Source organism: Arthrobacter sp. AK01, assembly GCF_021109375.1.
Lineage (GTDB): Bacteria > Actinomycetota > Actinomycetes > Actinomycetales > Micrococcaceae > Arthrobacter.
Genome location: NZ_JAJOHP010000025.1, coordinates 28,265 through 48,076, shown reverse-complemented (window position 1 = coordinate 48,076; position 19,812 = coordinate 28,265). Strand labels below are relative to the sequence as shown.

General features: G+C 63.4%; 19 protein-coding genes. 4 read left to right on the top strand and 15 right to left on the bottom strand.

The features are described 5' to 3' along the window. Position 1 precedes the first annotated feature (1 nt). Positions 2-886, bottom strand: a complete 885-nt coding sequence (locus tag LN996_RS10825) for a PaaX family transcriptional regulator C-terminal domain-containing protein (RefSeq protein ID WP_231340392.1) — start codon at positions 884-886, stop codon at positions 2-4. A gap of 123 nt (positions 887-1,009) precedes the next feature. Here LN996_RS10825 and LN996_RS10820 point away from each other — a divergent pair, with 123 nt between their 5' ends. After that, positions 1,010-1,795 (top strand): VOC family protein, encoded by a 786-nt coding sequence (locus LN996_RS10820; RefSeq protein ID WP_231340391.1) that lies wholly within the window; start codon positions 1,010-1,012, stop codon positions 1,793-1,795. A gap of 21 nt (positions 1,796-1,816) precedes the next feature. On the opposite strand, the gene LN996_RS10815 is transcribed toward LN996_RS10820, so the two are convergent. The 7 genes from LN996_RS10815 to LN996_RS10785 are packed head-to-tail and all read right to left on the bottom strand — an operon-like array spanning position 1,817 to position 10,019. Further along, the gene (locus tag LN996_RS10815) at positions 1,817-2,239 is read right to left on the bottom strand and encodes a thioesterase family protein (protein WP_231340390.1); all 423 of its coding nucleotides are present in this window, start codon (positions 2,237-2,239) and stop codon (positions 1,817-1,819) included. Between the two features lie 8 nt (positions 2,240-2,247). Next, complete coding sequence (locus tag LN996_RS10810; RefSeq protein ID WP_231340389.1) at positions 2,248-3,609, bottom strand: aromatic acid/H+ symport family MFS transporter; 1,362 nt, start codon at positions 3,607-3,609, stop codon at positions 2,248-2,250. 2 nt (positions 3,610-3,611) lie between these two features. Further along, positions 3,612-6,002 (bottom strand): bifunctional salicylyl-CoA 5-hydroxylase/oxidoreductase, encoded by a 2,391-nt coding sequence (locus LN996_RS10805; RefSeq protein WP_231340388.1) that lies wholly within the window; start codon positions 6,000-6,002, stop codon positions 3,612-3,614. Between the two features lie 14 nt (positions 6,003-6,016). Continuing rightward, entirely contained in the window at positions 6,017-7,711 is a 1,695-nt protein-coding gene (locus LN996_RS10800) for an AMP-binding protein (RefSeq protein ID WP_231340387.1), read from the bottom strand. A 47-nt stretch (positions 7,712-7,758) separates the two neighbouring features. Next, a complete protein-coding gene (locus LN996_RS10795) occupies positions 7,759-8,643 on the bottom strand; it encodes an acyl-CoA thioesterase II (protein ID WP_231340386.1) in 885 nt (294 codons plus the stop codon). A 3-nt stretch (positions 8,644-8,646) separates the two neighbouring features. Further along, a complete protein-coding gene (locus tag LN996_RS10790) occupies positions 8,647-9,129 on the bottom strand; it encodes a cupin domain-containing protein (RefSeq protein WP_026541145.1) in 483 nt (160 codons plus the stop codon). 26 nt (positions 9,130-9,155) lie between these two features. Then, positions 9,156-10,019 carry a fumarylacetoacetate hydrolase family protein gene (locus LN996_RS10785; protein ID WP_231340385.1) on the bottom strand — a complete coding sequence of 288 codons (864 nt, stop codon included), beginning with the start codon at positions 10,017-10,019 and terminating at the stop codon, positions 9,156-9,158. A gap of 136 nt (positions 10,020-10,155) precedes the next feature. Between LN996_RS10785 and LN996_RS10780 the strand changes: the two genes are divergently transcribed. Both LN996_RS10780 and LN996_RS10775 read left to right on the top strand, forming a co-directional pair. Then, positions 10,156-10,554 carry a RidA family protein gene (locus LN996_RS10780; protein WP_231340384.1) on the top strand — a complete coding sequence of 133 codons (399 nt, stop codon included), beginning with the start codon at positions 10,156-10,158 and terminating at the stop codon, positions 10,552-10,554. A gap of 131 nt (positions 10,555-10,685) precedes the next feature. Then, positions 10,686-11,555: an alpha/beta fold hydrolase gene (locus tag LN996_RS10775; protein ID WP_231340383.1), complete on the top strand. Its 870-nt coding sequence runs from the start codon at positions 10,686-10,688 to the stop codon at positions 11,553-11,555. A gap of 130 nt (positions 11,556-11,685) precedes the next feature. Here the strand turns inward: LN996_RS10775 and LN996_RS10770 are convergent, their stop codons facing one another. Both LN996_RS10770 and LN996_RS10765 read right to left on the bottom strand, forming a co-directional pair. After that, entirely contained in the window at positions 11,686-13,386 is a 1,701-nt protein-coding gene (locus LN996_RS10770; RefSeq protein ID WP_231340382.1) for a bifunctional 3-(3-hydroxy-phenyl)propionate/3-hydroxycinnamic acid hydroxylase, read from the bottom strand. 108 nt (positions 13,387-13,494) lie between these two features. Next, positions 13,495-14,070, bottom strand: a complete 576-nt coding sequence (locus LN996_RS10765; protein ID WP_231340381.1) for a helix-turn-helix domain-containing protein — start codon at positions 14,068-14,070, stop codon at positions 13,495-13,497. A gap of 133 nt (positions 14,071-14,203) precedes the next feature. Here LN996_RS10765 and LN996_RS10760 point away from each other — a divergent pair, with 133 nt between their 5' ends. Next, on the top strand, positions 14,204-15,016 hold the full coding sequence (locus tag LN996_RS10760) for an IclR family transcriptional regulator (RefSeq protein WP_231340380.1): 813 nt from the start codon (positions 14,204-14,206) through the stop codon (positions 15,014-15,016). On the opposite strand, the gene LN996_RS10755 is transcribed toward LN996_RS10760, so the two are convergent. The 5 genes from LN996_RS10755 to LN996_RS10735 all read right to left on the bottom strand — a co-directional run bounded on the left by LN996_RS10755 (position 15,013) and on the right by LN996_RS10735 (position 19,784). Beyond that, positions 15,013-15,480 (bottom strand): hypothetical protein, encoded by a 468-nt coding sequence (locus LN996_RS10755; protein WP_231340379.1) that lies wholly within the window; start codon positions 15,478-15,480, stop codon positions 15,013-15,015. The genes LN996_RS10760 and LN996_RS10755 overlap by 4 nt on opposite strands. 6 nt (positions 15,481-15,486) lie before the next feature. After that, positions 15,487-17,049 carry a long-chain fatty acid--CoA ligase gene (locus LN996_RS10750; RefSeq protein ID WP_231340378.1) on the bottom strand — a complete coding sequence of 521 codons (1,563 nt, stop codon included), beginning with the start codon at positions 17,047-17,049 and terminating at the stop codon, positions 15,487-15,489. An 8-nt stretch (positions 17,050-17,057) separates the two neighbouring features. After that, positions 17,058-17,909, bottom strand: a complete 852-nt coding sequence (gene hcaB, locus LN996_RS10745; protein WP_231340377.1) for a 3-(cis-5,6-dihydroxycyclohexa-1,3-dien-1-yl)propanoate dehydrogenase — start codon at positions 17,907-17,909, stop codon at positions 17,058-17,060. 66 nt (positions 17,910-17,975) lie between these two features. Continuing rightward, positions 17,976-18,545, bottom strand: coding sequence for a 3-phenylpropionate/cinnamic acid dioxygenase subunit beta (locus tag LN996_RS10740; RefSeq protein ID WP_231340376.1), 570 nt, complete (start codon positions 18,543-18,545; stop codon positions 17,976-17,978). A 27-nt stretch (positions 18,546-18,572) separates the two neighbouring features. Further along, positions 18,573-19,784: an NAD(P)/FAD-dependent oxidoreductase gene (locus tag LN996_RS10735; RefSeq protein WP_231340375.1), complete on the bottom strand. Its 1,212-nt coding sequence runs from the start codon at positions 19,782-19,784 to the stop codon at positions 18,573-18,575. Positions 19,785-19,812: the final 28 nt, after the last annotated feature.

Below are 19,812 nucleotides of genomic sequence, written 5' to 3'. Positions count from 1 at the left end.
GTCAGGCCGCAGCAGGATTCAAGGCCTCGGTGATGATCTCATGTGCGTGGGCCGCGGCGAGGGGTGCGGCCAGGCGGTGCACCGCTTGGAACGTGCGGCGAACAGCCGGTCCGTGCCACTCAGGCGGAAGGTAGTCGGCGGGCAGGTTCGGGTCCCGGTACGGGAACTTGCGCCACATGGTGAGCATCGGAATGTAGTAGCGGAAAGCGTCCCGCCGCAGCTCTGCCGTGGACTCAGCCAGAGCCTTTTCAGGATCGTCACCGACTCGCTCGGTCCATTGCCGCTCCGCACCTTCATACAACTCAAGGAACTCGGTGAACTGCTCATCGAGTTCCTTGAGGTCCCACCATTCCGAGATTTTGGGCCGCATGGGACCGTCGAAAACGTAGTCACTCCGGAACAGATCCACAAACTCGATCAGTCCCCCGGCAGTGAGCCGTTCCCGGGCTTGCTCCAGCTTGTGGGCCGGCGCGATCCACACGCCGTTGGCCACGGAACCAAACCCCAACGCCAGCAACGCGGAACGCAGTTGGTGCCTGCGGTTGCGCATCGATTCCGGCACCGAGAAGACAGCCAGCACCCACGTGTCCACCGGGGCGGGCGGTTCCGGTGCGAAGATCCGCCGGTCACCTTCACGGAACACATCGCTGATGGACTCGGAAATCTTGTACTTGGCGATTCCGCCTTCCCGGACACTCTTCAGCACGCCCTTGGCCTTAAGCCTGGAAACCGAGGACCTCACACCCGGAGCGTCGTAACCGAGCGAGCCCAGCATGGAGATCAGCGCGGAGACCGGCAAGGCATCGCCGGCGTTCCGGCCATAAAGGCCGAAGATCGTAACGAGCAGCTGCTGGTGGCGCACCGCGGGTGCCGGAACGGCGAACATCGAAAGAGCCTCATTTCCGCGCCCCCATCAGGCGCCAGTCCAGTTCATCATAGGTGCGGGACCGTGTGTGGTCGGCGTAGGCTGAGCGCCATCCGGCCACTTACTCCATGGAGGTCCCACGCCATGACCCATGCTGTTTCCTACGTCCCGGGTGAGCCCTGTTGGATCGAGTCACTTCAGCCCGACCTGGAAGCGGCCGTCGCGTTCTACGGGCCGCTCTTCGGCTGGGAATTCGATGACCCCACTGTCCTTGGATACAGGGTGGCCCGGCTCGGTGGGCGACCCGTAGCTGGAGTGGGGCAGGCCCCGCCAATGCTGGACCGCGGAGCATGGGCCACGTACTTCCTCGTGGATGACCTCGACACAACGGTGGGCCTCGTGGGTGAATCCGGGGGAACCCGGCTGGTTGGACCAGTCGAGGGAGGCGACGGTGAGCGTACGGCCTTGTTCGCCGACCCCAGCGGCGCACCTTTCGGGGTACGCGCCGGGAGTGCGCCCCTGGCGGCGGGAGTTCTTGACGCCCCCGGCGCATGGCAAATGAGTGCCCTGCATACCCCGGATATGGCCGCTGCAGAGAGGTTCTACGCAACCGTCTTTGGGTGGCGGTTGGAGATGGCACCCGCGGGCATCGGGCTGTGGCGCTTAGCCGGAAGTACACGCCGGGCCACCCACCCAACGTTGCCCGACGACGTCGTTGCCGTGGCGACCGGAGCCGACCCCGCGTCCGGCGTTCCGCCCCACTGGGCCGTCAACGTGCAGGTTTCGGACACAAACGCTGTGGCCCGCCGCGTTGTTGAGCTGGGCGGCTCTTTGTTGATGCCGCCCACTGATGCCCCGGGCTTCCGAAACGCCGTGCTGGCTGATCCCAGTGGAGGCGTCCTGGCCATCAGCCAGGTCATCGGGTCGTAGATCGGGCACTTCGGCAAGGCACTATTCGGCTACCGGCACGTCGGCTGCCGGCACGCCCTTCACGGCGCGGACCAGATGCTCCGGCCAAGGCTGCGCCCTGGTGGTGCCGTTGGGGACGTGAACCGTGGTGACCGTCCCGTAAGCGGCTACCTCGCCGTCGTCGGACGTTACGTCGAAAGCCATGGTCAGCGAGGTGCGGCCGAGCGCGTGGATCTTCACCGTGGCGGTGATGCGCTGGCCGAACCACAGCTTGGCCTTGTAGTTGATGACTTGCTGGACACGGGGAGCGCTGGGGAAGTAATCCGGTAGCTCCAGCTTCCGGAACAGCTCAGCTTCCGCAGCTTCAACCCACCGCAGGATGGCCGAGTTGTGCTGGTGTCCGGAGGCGTCGGTGTCCACCCATTCCACCGTTCGCTCGATGCACGCCTCCGGAAACCTGTCCACGATCACTCCTAGCGGGCGCTGACGGTGGCGTCGTCGGCCTCGACGTCGACGGCGGTCACGGGCACCTCAGGCTGCGGCTTCGGAATCATCACCACAGCGCCTGCCGCAAGTACGGCGATGCCGGCGAAGATCGCGAAGTTGGCCTCGAAAGGCAACTTCGAGCCGGCGATCCAGCCACCGATCAACGGCCCGGAAATGGCACCCAGCCGGGCGAAGCTCAACGCCCACCCCGTAGCCGTGCCGCGAACCTTGGCCGGGTAGTAGTCGGCGATATAGCCGGTGAGGACCAGCGACGTGGAGATGGAACCGACGCCGGCGAAGGCGACGAACAGCAGGTTGACCACCATGGTGTTCGGGAAGACGAGGAGCATGATGCCCAGTCCGCCCAGGATGTAGAACACCACCAGGATGAGCTTCTTACCGTATTTGTCCGCAGCGCGGCCCAGGAGCAGGCCGCCGATGGCCGACGCCATGCTGAAGACCAGGAGGAACGTCAGTGAAGAACCGAGGTCGTAGCCGGCCTTCTTCATGATGCTCGGCAGCCACGTGTTCAGGCCGTAAACGAGGACCAGTCCGCAGAAGAGGGAGATCCAGAAGAACACGGTGGACCGCAGGTACTTGCGGGAGAACATGGTGGTGATGGTCTTCCACCATGGATCCACAGGAGTGCCTTGGGCAGCGGGTGCCGCCTGGACCACGGGCCGGTAATTCGCGATCTGCAGCTTGGCGGCCAGTGCCTTGGCCTCGGATCGCCGCCCCTTGGACTCCAGATATTCGAGGGACTCAGGAAGGAACTTCCAGATGATCGGAATCAGCACTACCGGAGCAGCGCCGATCGCGATCACGGCGCGCCAGCCACCCATGGGGAGGACGAACAGTGCCGCAAGTGCCGCCGCTACAATCCCCAGCGAATAGCCGGAGTACATAAGGCCGTAGTTGTAGGACCGCTTGTTCGGAGCCGAATACTCGATGGTGAGGGCCGCTGCCACCGGGATGACGCCGCCCATTCCCAAGCCACCAATCAGGCGGAAGATGCCGAACAGTTCAGGCGTCGGAGCCCACGCCGCCCCGGCCTGGGTGAGCGTGAAGATCACCATGGAGGCCAGAAGCATCTTCTTGCGACCCACCAGGTCACTGAGTGTCCCAATGAACAAGGCCCCAATAAGCATGCCGATCAGGGCATACGATCCAAGGCCACCCAGGGCAAGAGGGCTGAGGTTCCATTCCTTGTACTCGGCAAGGGCCGGCAGGATGGCACCGAGAACGCCGACGTCGTACCCTTCGGCGAGGATCGCGAGCCAGCAGCAGAACAACACCAGTCCGGTGGTCTTCTTGGGCACGTTCCAGTCGTTGACTGGCGCGGCGGCCATGGCTACTTCACCAAAACCGATGCGGCGGCTGACTCAGGAGTCCAGCGGAGGTGGGTGTTGGCCTCTTCAATGTCCGCTTCCTTCAGCAAGGACAGGCGCGGACGAACAGCATCAGTGCGGGAGCTCGGCGGCTTGCGGCGGCCGGCACGGAACTGCGGAATCCACTGGGCACCCGGGCCTTGGTACTCCTGTTCAGCGGCGGCGTGCAGGGTCCACTGGGGATCGTAGAGGTGCGTACGGCCCAGCGCGATAAGGTCCGCACGGCCCGCGAGCAGGATCGAATTTACGTCGTCGTAGCTGGAGATGGCGCCGACGGCGATCACAGCCACGCCTGCCGGAGCGGCAACTTCCTGGCGGATGCGGTCGGCAAACGGCGTCTGGTAGCTGCGGCCGTAGGCGGGCTTCTCTTCCTTGGCGACCTGCCCGGTGGAAACATCCAGTCCGGCGGCACCGTGCGCCACGAAGGCGCGGGCAATCTCAACGGAATCGTCCGAAGTGTTGCCACCCTCGATCCAGTCGGTGGCGGAGATGCGCACCGTCACTGGCTTGCCGGCAGGCCATGCCGCGCGAACGGCGTCGAACACTTCCAAGGGGAACCGCAGCCGGTTCTCCAAGCTGCCACCGTAGTCGTCGGTCCGCTTGTTGGACACCGGCGAAAGGAAGGAGGACAGCAGGTAGCCGTGGGCGGCGTGGATTTCCAGGAGGTCGAAGCCTGCCTGCTCTGCGCGGACAGTCGAGGCAACGAACTCCGCCTTGATGGCATCCATGCCGGCGCGATCCAGCTCCACGGGTGTCTGGTTCTCCGGGCTGTACGGCAAGGCTGAGGGCCCGACAGCGGTCCAGTTGCCGGACTCGAGCGGCTGGTCGATGCCCTCCCACATGAGCTTGGTGGAACCCTTGCGGCCTGAATGGCCCAACTGCGCACCGATCTTGGCAGTGGAACGGTTGTGGACGAAGTCCACAATTTCCTTCCAGCTGTCGCGCTGGTCGTCCGTGTACAGGCCGCTGCAGCCCGGGGTGATGCGGCCGGCCTCGGAGACGCAGACCATTTCGGTCATGACCAGGCCTGCACCACCGAGGGCTTTGGAGCCCAGGTGCACCTTGTGGAAGTCGCCCGGGATGCCGTCCGTGGCTGAGTACATGTCCATCGGGGAGACGACAATGCGGTTCTTGAGCTCCAGCCCACCTATGAGGAACGGTTGGAACATGGCCGGCGCAACCTCGGTGAGGCCCTGTGACTCTGCGAAGTCGCGGTCCACGGCGTCAGCGAACTCGGGATCACGCAAGCGAAGGTTCTCTTGGGTGATGCGGCGGCTGCGGGTCAGCAGGTTGAACGCGAACTGGGTGGGGTCCTGGTCCTTGTACTGGCCGATGCGCTCGAACCACTCCAGTGATGCCTGTGCTGCACGCTGGGTGGAAGCGACCACGGGCCGTCGCTCGGCCTCGTACGCCGCCAGGGCGGACTCAACATCCGCGTGCTCGTGCAGGCAGGCAGCCAGCGCCAAAGAATCCTCCATGGCCAGCTTGGTGCCCGAACCGATGGAGAAGTGAGCGGTGTGGGCAGCGTCGCCCAACAGCACCACGTTGTTGTGGCGCCAGCTTTCGTTGCGGACAGTAGTGAAGTTGATCCACTTGGAGTTGTTCGTCAGGACCTCGTAGCCGTTCAGCTCCTCCGCGAAGATCTCCCGGATTTTGGCGATGGCCTTCTCGTCCGAAACGCCGGGAGGGAAGACCTCGTTGGCGGTCACGTCGAAACCTGCCGCGTGCCAAACGTCCTGGTGCATTTCCACGATGAACGTGGAGCCCTCGTCGGAGTACGGGTAGCCATGGATCTGCATGACGCCCCACTCGGTCTCCTTCACGAAGAACTTGAAGGCTTCAAATACCTGGTCCGTGCCAAGCCACATGAACTTGTTGGACCGCGGGTCCAGGTTCGGTTTGAAGGATTCGGCGTACTTGGCGCGGATCTGCGAATTGACTCCATCGGCGGCGAGTACAAGATCGTAGTTGGCTTCGAGTTCCTCGATGGCCGGGGCCAAGGTGCTGAACCGCACGTCCACGTTCAGTTCGATGCACCGGCGCTGCAGCAGTTCCAGTAGTTCCTTGCGGCTCATGGCAGCGAAGCCCTGGCCGCCTACCGTGATCATCTGGTCGCGGAAGTGGATGTCGATATCGGACCAGCGGGCAAAACGCCGGCTCATGTATTCGGCCACCACGGGATCGGCGTTGCCGATGCCGCCCAGTGTCTCATCGGAGAAGACGACGCCGAAGCCAAAGGTGTCGCTGGCAGCGTTGCGTTCCCAGAGCGTGATGTCGTGCGACGGGTCCAGCTGCTTCATGAGTGCTGCGAAGTACAGGCCGCCGGGGCCGCCTCCAACGATTGCGATTTTCATGGTGATGCTCCTTCTCAGGCCTGGCTCTGGCCGGCGGGGGTCAGTTGTTCGGTGTTGCTCGCGTTCCCGGTTGCGTCCTCTGAGAGGACTTTGTCGCGGAGCTTGAAGTGCTGGAGTTTGCCGCTGGGGTTCCGCGGCAGTTCGGTGACGAAGCGGACGTCCCGGGGGTACTTGTACGGGGCGATGGTCTGCTTCACGAAGTCCTGGATTTCCTTGCGCTTGGCGGCGTCGCCGGTGACGCCTTCGCGCAGGACAACGAATGCGCAGACAATGCTGCCGCGCTCCTCATCGGGAATTCCGATGACCGCGTTCTCCACCACATCCGGGTGCTGGTCGATGGCTGTTTCAACCTCGGGCGCACCGATGTTGTAGCCGGAGGAGACGATCATGTTGTCCGAGCGGGCCTGGTAGGTGAAGTACCCGTCCGCGTCCATGGCGAACGTGTCCCCGGTGACGTTCCAGCCGCGGACCACGTAGTTCGCCTGCCGGGGATCGTCCAGGTAGCGGCAACCGGTGGGACCGATCACCGCGAGGCGGCCGATGGTGCCCGGGCCAAGTTCGTTGCCGTCATCATCAAGGATGGTTGCCCTGAAGCCAGGGACGGCACGGCCGGTGGTTCCGGGGCGGATATTGTCTCCGGCGGCAGAGATGAAGACGTGCAGCATCTCCGTAGCCCCGATTCCGTTGACCAACCGGAGGCCCGTGGCTTCATGGACGGCTTCCCAGGTTTCCTTGGAAAGGTGTTCGCCCGCCGAGACAGCGATGCGCAGGCCGCGGAGGAGATCGCCGCGCTTCTCCTTGAGAATGGCCCGGTAGGCCGTGGGGGCGGTAAAGAGGATTGTGGCTCCGGCCTTTGAGGCGTGCTCGGCCAGTTCCACCGGGCCGGCCTTTTCGGTCAACAGCGAGGACGCGCCAAAGCGGAGCGGGAAGACCACCAGGCCGCCGAGCCCGAAGGTGAAGGCAAGCGGTGGGGATCCGGCGAAAACGTCATCCGCGGTGGGCTGCAGGATGTACCGGGCGAAGGTGTCCGCATTGGCCAGGATGTCCCGGTGGAAGTGCATGGTCACCTTCGGCACACCGGTGGTGCCCGACGTCGGACCCAGCAGGGCAACGTCGTCAGCGGCTGTGTCCACCGGGGTGAACATGCCGCTCTTGTGCCCGCAGCGCGAGGCGAGGTCGCCGTCGTCGTCGAATCCGTTATCGGCACCGTAGGTCAGGACGGTGACCTCTTCCCCGGCCGCAACCAACAGCTCATCCACGAACCGGTGATCAGAAATAGCCACCGCCGGCTTGGTGAGTTCGATCAGCGTGGAGACTTCGGTGGAGCGCAGCATGGGCATGGTGGTCACCACTACGGCGCCTGCTTTGAGAACGCCCAGCCAGGCGGCCACGATCCAGGGGTTGTTGGGACCGCGCAGCAATACGCGGTTGCCGGGAACAACTCCGAGGTCTTCGGTGAGGACCTGCGCCACCTGGTTGGAGCGCTTCTGGAGCTGACCGTAGGTCCAGACCGAGCCGTCAGGGGTCCACAGGGCCGGGCGGTCCGCGCCGTACTGTTCGACAGCGTCGTCGATCAGTACCGCGGCAGCATTAAGCCGTTCCGGGTAATGGAGTTCGGGAAGGGTAAATTCAAGCGCAGGCCAGGTATCGGCGGGCGGCAGGTGGTCGCGGGTGAACGTGTCCACGTGGGCCGATGGCATCATGCTCATGGCCGTTCCTTTCAGTGGTGCGTCGTTGAAGCTGCTGGTTGGTGGGGTTAGGAAGATGTTGAGGCGCCGGCCCGGATCATGCCCTCTTGGGCCACCGTGGCGAGGAGCCTTCCTTGCTGGTCGAAGAAGCGGCCCATGGCCAGGCCCCTGTTGCTCTGCCCGGATATGGCTTCCTGGGCATAGAGGATCCAGTCATCCGCCCGGCCGTCGCGGTGGAACCACATGGAATGGTCCAGGCTGGCGGTAGCAAGTCCCGGACTGGACCAGTTGAGTCCGTTGACCCTGAGCAGAGGCTCCAAAATCGTGTAGTCGCAGACGTAGGCCAAGGCCGTGCGGTGGAGGTCGGCGTCGTCAGGCAGGGCGTCAAAGGCCTTCACCCAAATCGCTTGCTGCGGTACCGAACCGCCTTCCAATTCGATATATACCGGACCGGGAATATGCCGCATGTCGAAACTGCGGCCAGAGGACCAGTACTCTGCGGCCGGTCCGTCAGTCCCGTCCAGCACTTCGGCTGCCGTCCGCAGCGATTCAGGCTCGACGGCGGCGGGGGCGTCGGGTTGGAAGTCCGGCCCCTCTTCGGGAACCTGGAACGAACCCATGGCGGCATAGACGGGCTTGCCGTTCTGGAAGCCCCGGACCGTGCGGGTGGAGTACCCGCGACCATCGCGCAGGCGCTCCACTTCGTAGCGGACACTGGAACCGATATCCACGGGACGCATGAAATAGCTATGCATCGAGTGCAGAGTCCTGTCGGCATCAACGGACCGCATCATTGCGGCCGCAGCCTGTGCCACCATGTCTCCACCATAGGCTTTTGGCCACGGCACGTACTGGGTGGTTGCTTCGTAGGCTTCGTCAAAAACCTCGGCCGTTGCCGGTGTGAGCTCAACGGCCTTGAGGAACGTCTCCGACGTCAGGGTTCCAGTGATCATGGCTTAGGCCCGGCGGTAGTCGGCAAGCGTTTCGTCGGCGACGTCTTCGAGGTTGACCACCAGGTTTTCCGGCGTACGGGCCGTCAGCCAGACGAGTTCCTCAGTGACGGACATGTTGGCTTCGACGTGGGGCATGAAGGGCGGGACAAAAACCCAGTCGCCGGCCTTCATGTCGAGGAACTCCGAGTAGTTCTCGCCGAAGTAGATACGGCCGTGGCCCCGGAGCACGTAGCCGCCGGTCTCAGCCTCGCCGTGGTGGTGCGGGAGCGAGCGGTAGCCGGGAGTGTTGGACACCTGGCCGAACCAGATCTTGGTTGCTGGGGTGTGCTGGATGCTCACGCCGGAGACGCGGATGCAGTCCCCGGACTGGGCGGTGTTGGTGTCCTCCGCACCGGCGCGGGTGACGACGGGAACGACCTTGCCATCGGCCTGGGCGTAGATGGAGTTGTCGCCTTCGAGGACGTATTCGGTGGTGCTCTGGCTCATGGGGTTCTCCTTCGGGGTGGTGTGGTTCAGGCGTTTGCCGGGACTGGTACGTGGATCCGGAACTGGTTTTCCAGCCGGCCGATCCCGTCGATTTCGGTGGTGAGGACATCGCCGTCGTTGAGGTAGCGGGGCGGGTTCATTCCCATGCCTACACCCCCGGGCGTACCCGTCAGGACGAGGTCGCCGGGGCGCAGGACGGTGAACTGCGAGATATAGGACAGGAGCTGCGCGGGGCCAAACACCAAGGTGCTGGTGTTCCCCTGCTGCACCAGCTCGCCGTTGACGTAGCCGCGGACCTCGAAGCTCTGTCCTGCCTCGTCGGCCGTCAGCATGACCGGCCCCACGGGAGTGCTGCCGTCCCAAGCCTTCCCCTGGAACCACTGAAGGGTTCGGCTCTGCCAGTCGCGCATGGAGACATCGTTGGCCACGGTATACCCGGCAATTGCCTCGCTCGCTTGGTCTTCGTCCGCGCGGAACAGTTCAGAACCCACGACGACGGCGAGCTCGGCTTCCCAGTCGACGCGGACGCTGCCGTGGACTTCTACAGCGTCGTTTGCTCCGACCAGGGTGTCTGCGTATTTGGCGAAGAGCGTGGGGTACTCAGGAAGTTCGCGGCCCATCTCTTGGATGTGGTCGCCGTAGTTCAGGCCGCAGCAGATGACCTTGCCTGCACGGGGCAGGAGCGGCGCCAGGTCGGCGTCGGCTGCAGCGATGACGGCCTGCCCGTTGGACGCTGCAGTCTCTGCTGCCTTCTCGACGACCAACCGCCACTCCGGCTGGGCCAGGAGGGCCCCGACGTCAGTGGCGGGCAGCGCGAGGTAGGAGTCGGCGCCCGTGGCGAGCGCCGCCGTCGTACCTCCGTTGGCCGTGCGCAAGGTGGCGAGTTTCATTGCGGGTTCCCTTCGAGTCTTTGTGATGTGTCGACTTTTTTACGATCGTCACATATGCTCAACGTAGCACGGCAGAAATGATCTGCACAGAGGCTTTCCAAAAGTTTTTGCAGTTGCCACAACGAGGAGGAACAGCATGAGTCACCAGACGGTCAACCCGGAATCGCTGCCCAAGCCATCGGGTTTCGCGCACGGCATTCTTGCCGGAAACACTGTTTTCCTGGGCGGGCAGACGGCCTTGGACAAGAACATGAACATCGTTCCCGGCGGCATCGTGGAACAGTTCACGCAGGCGTTCTCCAACGTCATCACCACCCTCCGAGAAGCCGGCGGACAGCCCGAAGACCTGGTCAACGTGACGATCTACCTCACGGACGTGGACGACTACATGGCCAATGGCCGGGAAATCGGGCGCATCTGGCGTGACATGGCAGGCTCGCAGTACCCCGCAATGGCGGGCATCGGCGTCACGCGCCTGTGGCAGAAAGAGGCCCTGATCGAAATCCAGGGCATTGCTGTGATCCCGGAGCGCTAAAGCTGACCCCGGCGGGGCGGGCGTGCCGGGCAGCGGAACGAGCAGCCCCAATGGCGGTGCAGGGTGCATAACGTGAGACGGAACCCTTGCAGGGCATGACCCTGCGATTCCAGCAGTTCAGGAGCCACGCTATGTCTGTTTCAGTCCCCATTCCCGCCTACACCACCGATACCTTCTTTGGCCTCGACGACAAATGGCTGGAGACAGCCGAGGGCGAACTCACCCACTATCACGACGTCGGCGAAGGCACCCCCGTCCTCTTCCTGCACGGTTCAGGGACGGGTGTCACCGCCGCCGCAAACTGGTGGCTCAACCTTCCCCGGATTTCCGAGCAAGCACGGTGCATCGCCATCGACTCGATTGGCTACGGGCAATCCGTGGTGGCACCGGGGACAGAGTACGGGATCAAGGAATGGGTGCGCCACGCAGTCCGCACCCTTGACGCGCTGGGCATCGACAAGACGTGGATAGTGGGCAATTCGCTGGGCGGCTGGCTTGCCTTTCAGTTCGCCATCGACTTCCCGGAGCGCCTTCTTGGCATCATCTCCATGGGCACTGGCGGCGCCAAGCTGACGGGAGCCCTTGCAGGGCATTCCACGCCCGATCTGTCCGAGGCCGGCATCCGCCGCACCTTGGAGCTCTTTGTGGTGGACAAATCATTGGTGACCGATGAGTTGGTTTCGCTCCGCTACCAGGCAGCACTGAACGATACCGCCTCGGACCGCTTGGCAGACGTGGTCAGCGCGCGGGACCGGGACCGTACCGGGCTGCCCCTGGATTTTGACGTATTGTCACGCTTGGAAGTTCCGGTGCTCTTGATTCACGGTGTGCAGGACGTGGTGATTCCCGTGTCGCGTACGTGGGAGCTCTTGAACGTTGTTCCGTCCGCAGATGCGCATATCTTCAGCCAGTGCGGTCACTGGTCCCAAGTGGAACGGGCCAGCGACTTCAACGCCGTAGTGACCCAGTACCTGGCCTCCCACGGAGTCACCCGTCCATAGACTCCGCCGGCAGGGTCCACCCTGGCAGGGCAGACCCTGGCAGCACGCGGAATGGACAGCGTGCCATGGACAAGGATGGCCGGCTCCCCCAAGACGCCGGCCATCCTCTTGTTTGCCTGTGCCAGCGCCTCTAGTGCTGAGGAAGCACGGGGCTGCCGACGAAGGACATTGATGCCAGGATCGCGTCGAGAGTTTCGGGCGCGTGCTGGATGAGGCAGGCACCTGCCACAAAGCGGTCCGGGCGGAGGAACACCATGGGCGTGGGCCTGTCGTCAAACCACTTCTTGACGGCGCCCGTATGGTCACCCAGGACTAGGACATCCGGAGACATGTACGCCTCCGCCCATTCACGCTGGGTTTCCGGCAGGATGCACACCAGGCGGGCGCCCAGGGCTTCCAGTTTGGCCAACGCTTCCCCGGGGAGGACATCCCGGGGGCTGTTGCCCCACAAGATAACTGCCCACCAGTTGCCCACAGCGTCGTCCAACAACAGATTGCGCCCGGCCCAGGAGTTCACCCGGGGCTGGGGAAACTGCAATCCCACTGGCGACACCTTGTTTCTGGCTGTCCGGACGGCTACCAGATTGCTGCTCAACCTGGGGGCTGCGCGGCCCGCCTCCCGCGTGCTGGGATCCGCCAGGACTCCCTCGGAGTACCGCGGCATGGGTTTGAACCGCATGTCCGCAAAGTAGCTCTTCACCTGGGGGAACAGATTGAGCACTGTGGCGGCGGCATCGCGGGCAGCCACGGCCACCGGATGCGTCAGTTTGATCACAGAGCCCATGGTCAGTGACAGATCCACCATGGCTTTCGCATGCGCCCGCCGCTCCGACGTGTAGGTATCCAGAATGTCGGCGTCGGCTGTACCGGCCAGCACTGTGGCCAGTTTCCAGCCAAGATTGGTGGCATCCCTGATGCCCGAATTCCACCCCTGGCCCATCCACACGGGCATGAGGTGGGCAGCGTCGCCGGCAATCAGTTGGCGGCCGCCGCGGAAGGAGCCGGCTACCCGCCCGTGATGGGTGAAGACCCGGCGCCGGATGTAGTCCAGGCTGGCTGGATCCGGAACGTGACCCTTGAGCATGCCGTTGACGAAGTCCGGATCCGTGACCTGGTCTTCGGTCTCGTGCGGATGCAGCATGAACTCAAATCGGCGGACGGCATGCGGCAGTCCGATCGAGACATAGGGGCGTTTGGGGTCGGCCCCCAGGAAGACATTGGGAGTTCCCAAAGGATCGTTGTTCACGTCCACAACCAGCCAACGGGTAGACGGGGAACGTCCCTCGAAGGTGACACCCAACCGCTTTCTGGTGGGCGACTTACCGCCCTCACAGCCCACCAGAAAACGTGCCCGGAACCGCTGCTCAGTTTCTGCCCCTCCTGCGGTCACGCGGGCTACGGCAGTCACGCCCCCGGCATCCTCCTCAACCACATCCACCTGGTGCCCGAACAGGACGCGTACGTTCTCGAAACGCCCCAACCCATCCAGGAGCACCCGGTCAACGTCGGGCTGGATAAAACCATGCTTCCGGTCCCAGCCGAATTCGAGCGTGCGGGGGTTGTTCTCAAGGATGACCTTGCCGGCTCCGTTGACCAGCCTCATGATGTGCTGCGGGGTGGTGTGAGGTTTCACCTGTTCGGCGAGGCCTATGGTCTGAATGGTCCGGAACGACTCATCGTCGAGTCCCACTCCCCGGGGGTAATCGATCAGTTGGTCACGGGCCTCCAGGACCGTCACAGAACGGCCGTACATACCAAGGATGTTGGCAAGCATCAGTCCGGCCGGACCGGCACCCACGATCACGACTTCGCTGTCCGCAGTGGTTTTCATCGCTCAATCCTCGCGACGGGGAGTCGCAGCAGCCAGCGTGTGTTCCGGTAGGCGGCATGGAAACCGTAGCCCACCAACACGCTGCCGTAGCCTACTGGACGGGTGCGCTCACTGCTCCGGTGGCGCCGTGAACTGGGGAACCTCGGGCGCCGTGGTGGTCAGGTGGATCACTGCCTTCCCGTCAACACCCCGGAACCCGTGGTCAACATCGCCGGGGAACCTCACAAAATCACCTGCGTTCAAGGTGAGGAGTTCCTGGAGGGGGCCGGCCTCAAGCTGCCCCTGGATGACGTAGACCTGGTGCAATGTGCCCGGACTTTGCGCCGTCATCTTCCGTACACGTGGAGTTTCGTGGAGCTCTATGACCTGTGTGCGGACGTACCCGGAGCCGTAAATCTTGTCCAGGTTCCGCTCGTTACCCGAAGCCGAGCCCTCCCAGGTCGCATCCGCGGCGCGGGAAATATAGGTCTTGGTCCCCCATTCGGTCACCAAACGCCGGAAACTCAGGCCCAGCGCCTCGCCGATCAACTCCAAGGTACCGATGGTGGGGTTGCCCTCGCCCTGCTCGATTTTGGAGAGCGTCTGCTTGGACAAGTTGGCTCGCCGGGCGAGTTCGCCCTGGGTGATGTTTCGCTCTGCCCGGAAGCGGCGGATGTTGCGGGAGACCAGATCGTTGAGAGTCACAGCTCAAGTGTCACTTATAAATGACGAACTGTCACGTTTGACATACTCTCGATCCCTCGGGACACTTTAAAAAACCGAGCACCGGCCCATCTGGCTCCATTCTGGTCAAAGCTGCCCATACCTGGAGGTTTCCGTGACATCCACCCTCTCCACGCCACCCCGAGACGATCGTGCCGCCGTCGACAAAGCAATGGCGCTGCTCAGCTCCTTCGGCAACGATGCCTTCACGGGAGTCGGCGTGAGCGAACTCGCCCGCAGGGCGGATATGTCCAAGTCCACCGCTTTCCGGGTGCTCGGAATGTTGCAACGCAGCGGCGCGGTGGAGCGGGCCGGGAACGCCTACCGTTTGGGAAAACTGATTCACAACCTGGGCGCCGGACAGGAAACTGCAGCCCACGGCAGGATGCGGGATGCGCTGACGCCATACTTGGCCGATCTCTACGAACTGAGCCGCCAAACCGTGCATCTGGCCGTGCTCGTCGGAACCGAAGTGGCCTACTTGAACAAGCTGTACGGACACCTCCAAGTCAAAAGCCCCTCGCGCATCGGCGGCCGGGCGCCTGCCTACTGCACCGCCGTAGGCAAGGTACTGCTCGCCTACAATCCTGAGGCAAGCGAACAAGTCATGGCGTCGGAACTCGCGGCATGGACGCCGTCCACCATCACCGATCCCGAAGCATTGCAGGTGGAGCTCCAACAGGTCCGCCTCAATAATCTGGCCTACGACCGTGAGGAGATCCTGCAGGGCCTCAACTGCATCGCAGCGCCCGTTATGGGGCCGAACGGACGGCCGGTTGCTGCCCTGTCCGTTTCCGGACCGGCCGGAAAATTCATCCCGGAGTCCCAGTCAACCGCCCTGCGCAAGGTTTGCTACGCCGCCAGCCGGGCGGTCGCGGCCGCCACTGCCCGGCGTCAACATCAGCTGCGCCTGATCAACGGCAGTTAACTTCCCTTGGTAGGAACGTCGTCAAGGTAGCGCGAGGCTTCCATGACCCATCCTGGTTCGGCTGCCAACAGGGCAAGCGAGCGCCCGGGAATGTCCACGTCCACCACATAACGGTAGCCGGCCGCTTCCCCCAGGGCGATGGCTGCAATGTCGCCCTCATCCACAGCCCTCACCAACCGCCGGCATGCCGGGTCCATCTGCAGGATTCGTTCGGAAACCAGTTGCAGAGCCTCAGCGCCAGCCCCGGCATCGGGAGTCAGCAGGCGGTCGCGGGCGCTGACTGGGTAGCTCGCCGCCAGCGGAGTAGCCATAACGAACTCCACCGCAACCGTCCCAGCCGGCCGGCCGTCGTCGAACACTGCGTATCTGGTGACCTCAGCGTCCGCGGCAGGACTCACGACGGCGGTCCACGAACCGGGCAACGGGTCCGGCCACTTGAGCAGGTCTACTTCATTGGACGACACGACGCCTCACTTTCCATCAACCGCGAGTTGGCGAATGCTCTGCTTGTCCAGCTTCCCGGCGCCGTTCCGCGGAACGCTGCCCACCAGGACCAGCTTCTTGGGGAGTTTGTAACGCGCCAGATAGTCGCCAGCGAAAGCCCTGACATCCTCGATCGCGGGAACTTCACCGTCCCGGCAGCTCATCACCGCAACCACGGATTCGCCCCACTGCGCGTCCTCAACTCCCACCACAGCTACGTCCAGAACCCCTGGAAATTCCATCAAAGCGCGCTCGACTTCGGCAGGATAGACGTTCTCCCCGCCGGTGATGATCATGTCCTTCAATCGATCCACGATGTAGAAGTAGCCCGATTCATCCGTGTAGCCGATGTCACCGGTGCGGAACCATCCCTTGTGGAAGGCCTGCACGGTTGCTTCAGGATCGTTCCAGTAGCCGCTGGTGACGTTGGGGCCTTTGACCCACATCTCACCGCGGGCGCCGGGTTCCGTCACTTCCGCGAACGTCACAGGGTCCACGATGCGTACTTGGGTGTACGGCATGGGAATTCCACACGATCCAGCCTTCTGATGCGTGAGCTCGGCAGGAAGATACGTGGCAAAAGGAGAGGTTTCGGTGAGTCCCCACGCCTGCTGCACGAAGACGCCCTTGGCTTGGTACTGCCGGAGGAGGACCGGTGGCACCGGAGCTCCCGCGCAGATCAGCGCCCGCAGGCTGGAAATGTCCCTGCTCAAAAAATCCTCCGTCTGCTGCATCGCTGAGAGCTGGGCCGGCACTAGAAATGCCTGGGAAACTCCGAACTCCTCGATGTCACGGAGCGCCAGCCGGGGGTCGAAGGCCCGCCGGACCACGGTTGTCCCGCCCCGGACCAGCGAACGGATAGTCAGGGCGTTGAGCGCGCCGATGTGGAACAAAGGGGCCACAGCAAGGTTGACGTCTCCCCGGCGGGTGTCCACCAGGGAATCGACATTGACCGAATTCCACCAAAGGTTCCCAAAAGAGATGCACACGCCCTTGGGCTTGCCAGTGGTTCCGGAAGTAAACATCAGCACCGCAAGGTCCTCATCCCCGGCCGGCAGTGGTTCACATGCTTCCGTGGTTTCGCCCACAGCCAGGAAACTGCTCAGCGACACCCACTGGGAGCCAGACTCAGACTGCAGGGGCGTCAGGCCGTCATTGTCCACCAGCACCAGCGTGGGCTCGCCTGGGAGGGACTGGCCGATCGCTTCCACGATTGCCTGGTGGCCCGGTTCCACCACCAAGATGGCGGGGGTGGACCTTTCCAGCAACCCCTCCACTTCGCGGGGTGCCAACCGGAAATTCAGTGGCTCAAACACGGCGCCCACCCACCAGGACGCCATCATGGTTACAAGGAAGGTGCTGCTGTTCAGGCCTAGATACGCCACCCGGTCACCCCGCTGTGTCCCCTGTGCCAGCAAGGCCTTGGCCATGGCTTCCACGGTTTCAACGAAGGCCCGGTAGTCCATCTCCTGCTCTTCATAGACCACGGCGATGCGATCCGGAAAGTACGCCGCCTGGCGTCGGATTCCGGTGGCAGGATTGAGATCCACACTGCACGTCACAGCTCATCACCGCCCGCCGCGGTCGTCCCGAAACCGCGAACAGCAATGCCGCCATCCACCGGAATGATGGCACCAGTAACGTTGCTGGAATTCTGCCGGGAAGCCAAGAGGACGTACGGGCCCGTAAAGTCCTTGGGATCAACCGAGGCGTCGTGCAGCGGAATCAATGGATTGTTTCCGGTGACAGTGCTCCGCGCAAAGGACTGCGAGATGGAGCGGTCATTGAGGCCAATGGACTCCGGTCCGCGGAGGTCGGTGTTCATCCCGCCCACCGCCACGCCATTAACCCGGACCTTCGGGGCAAGCTCGTAAGCCAACTGATTGACCAGGCCACGGCAAGCAAACTTGGACGCCGTGTAGACAGGACCACCGCCGGCCGTATGGAAGGAGGCGTTGGATAAGGTCATCACAATGGAACCCCGGGTCTTGACCAGTTCGCGCCACGCCGCCTCCACGGACAGGAGGTAGCCCTTGACGTTGATGGCAAAGAGCTCATCAAACGCTTCCGAAAGCTCTGCACCCGTCAGCTTGGTGACCGAGCGGTTGTAGTCCCAGATTCCTGCGTTGGGGACCAGCACGTCCAGCTTGCCGAAGTGCTGGACCGTTCGTTCCACAGCCTCGTGCAGCGACCCCGAATCCCTGACATCTCCTGCCAACGGCAGAATCCGCTCACCAGCACCAGTGGCGTCAGCCATGGCCTTCAGTTTGTTCAGGTCCCTCCCGAAAATCGCTACTGACGCACCCTCGGCAAGGAACCGTTCTGCCACTGCCCGGCCAATGCCCGAGCCTCCACCGGTGACCAAGGCAACATCGCCGTTGAGCCACCCCGCGGATTGGTTTTCACTCATTTTTACCTCTCTGCCGCAGCAACGACCCGCCCAGCGCCGGGCCTCCTGTGAAATTAGTGAAGGACGCTAGAAGAACGTGCTGAGGTTTTTGGCCTGAAGAACATTTGCGTCGAAGAGCAACTCGCGCCGCGCCACGCGGAAACTGCCGTCCGGCTGAATCCGGAGAATATCCGTCCGGCCACCAGCGTAGATGTCAGTTTCCGTCTGGAGGCGGTTCCTGTAGACCAGGAATGCGCTCCTGACCTTGAGCTCTCCCCCAGCAGTAATCCGCACGGTGACATTCGAGATCAGATGGCGGGTACGTGAGGGCGGATCTTCTGCCCATGCCATCCCGGAATCGTAGCGCCGGATGCGCCAGGCAAGGGATTCCTTGGTCTCGTCGAAGTACGCGGCTTCGCCCGGGGCCCCAATGGACAGGGCCGCTTGGCGGCGGAGCCGGTTGGTGCGCAACGGAGCCCAGTAGCTGAGGTCTTCGTCGAAGATTTCCAGCCAGTCGGCAAACCGTCCATCATCCAGCAGTTCCGCCTCATGGAAATAAAACTGTTGGACGCGGTAGGCCAGCGTTGCATCGGCCAGGCCACCCTCGATGTCGTCCACGGCTTGGGCAGCCGCCGCCGCAATAACATGTTCGGTCATGGGTTCACGCTTCCTTAAGCTGTGGGACTACCGTGCGAGTTTCTTGAGATCAATGGACGGATCCGCCAGCTGCTTCGGATCCACTCGAATCCGGCGATCAATGATGCGGCGGGCGGCCCGAACAGCCAGGCCCCCGTCCACCGCGGCGCAGCCAGCCAAGTAGCCCCCGACGTCGAGCTTGAAGACGACGGCGGGTTCGCCGTCCTTCTCGCGGACGATCGTGGCCCCTTCTCCTGTCATGCTGCCCACGCCCTCAACATGGACCCCGTGGCGATCGGACCAGAACCAGCTGGCGCCGTGCTCCGGCAGATCGTCCCCCACAAGTGCGGCAGCCGCCGTCGCGCCTGTTTTCATGGCGTGCTCCCAGTGCTCGGCCCGGCGCAGCAACGTTCCATTCGCGAGCCGGACGCGTGAGCTGTCCCCCACGGCGTAAACGTTGGGGTGCGTGGTCCGCTGGGACTCATCCACCAGCGTTCCATTGTCCGTCTCCAGGCCCGCAGACTCGGCCAACGCGGTTTCGGGGACGATGCCGATGCCCACCAGTACAGCGTCGGCCGTGATGGTGTGTCCCGATTCAAGAGTGACCTTGTGGCCCGTGGCATCAACAGTGATGGACGTGGGTACTCCCGTCACCACCTCAACACCATTGGCCGGGTGCATCGCGTGAAGGCGACGGGCCAGCTCGGGGCCAACCGCAGGAACCAACGGAGGGTCCACGGGATCGATCAAGACAACATCGGCACCGAAGGGCAACGCCGATGACGCTACCTCGGCGCCAATCAGGCCGGCCCCAATGATCGCCAGGCGGGAACCCGGAACCAACAGGGAACGCAGGCGGTCGGCATCATCGCGGGTACGCAACTCCAGAACCGAGGGGAGGTCTCCGCCCGGAATGGGCAATCGACGCGCAGTCCCCCCGGTTGCCAGGACCACCTTGTCACTGGTGATCCGGCGCCCATCCTCGAGGACAACAGTCCCCTCGTCCGGCCGGAGGGCAGCAACAGTGCCCGTGACGATGTCCACGTGGTGTTCAGCGAACCAGGTCCGCCCCGCCAGCTGGATGTCCTCTTGGCTGCGCGCGCCGAGCAGGTAGTCCTTGCTGAGGGGCGGGCGGTCGTACGGAACCCCGGCGGGGTCGATGATGGTCAGGGCGCCCGTAAACCCCCGGCCCCGAAGCTCCTTGGCAACGGTGAAGCCGGACATTCCGCCGCCCACGATCGTGACTGATGCCAGCGTCATGGTTTTGTCCTCTCAAGGGTTCCACGCA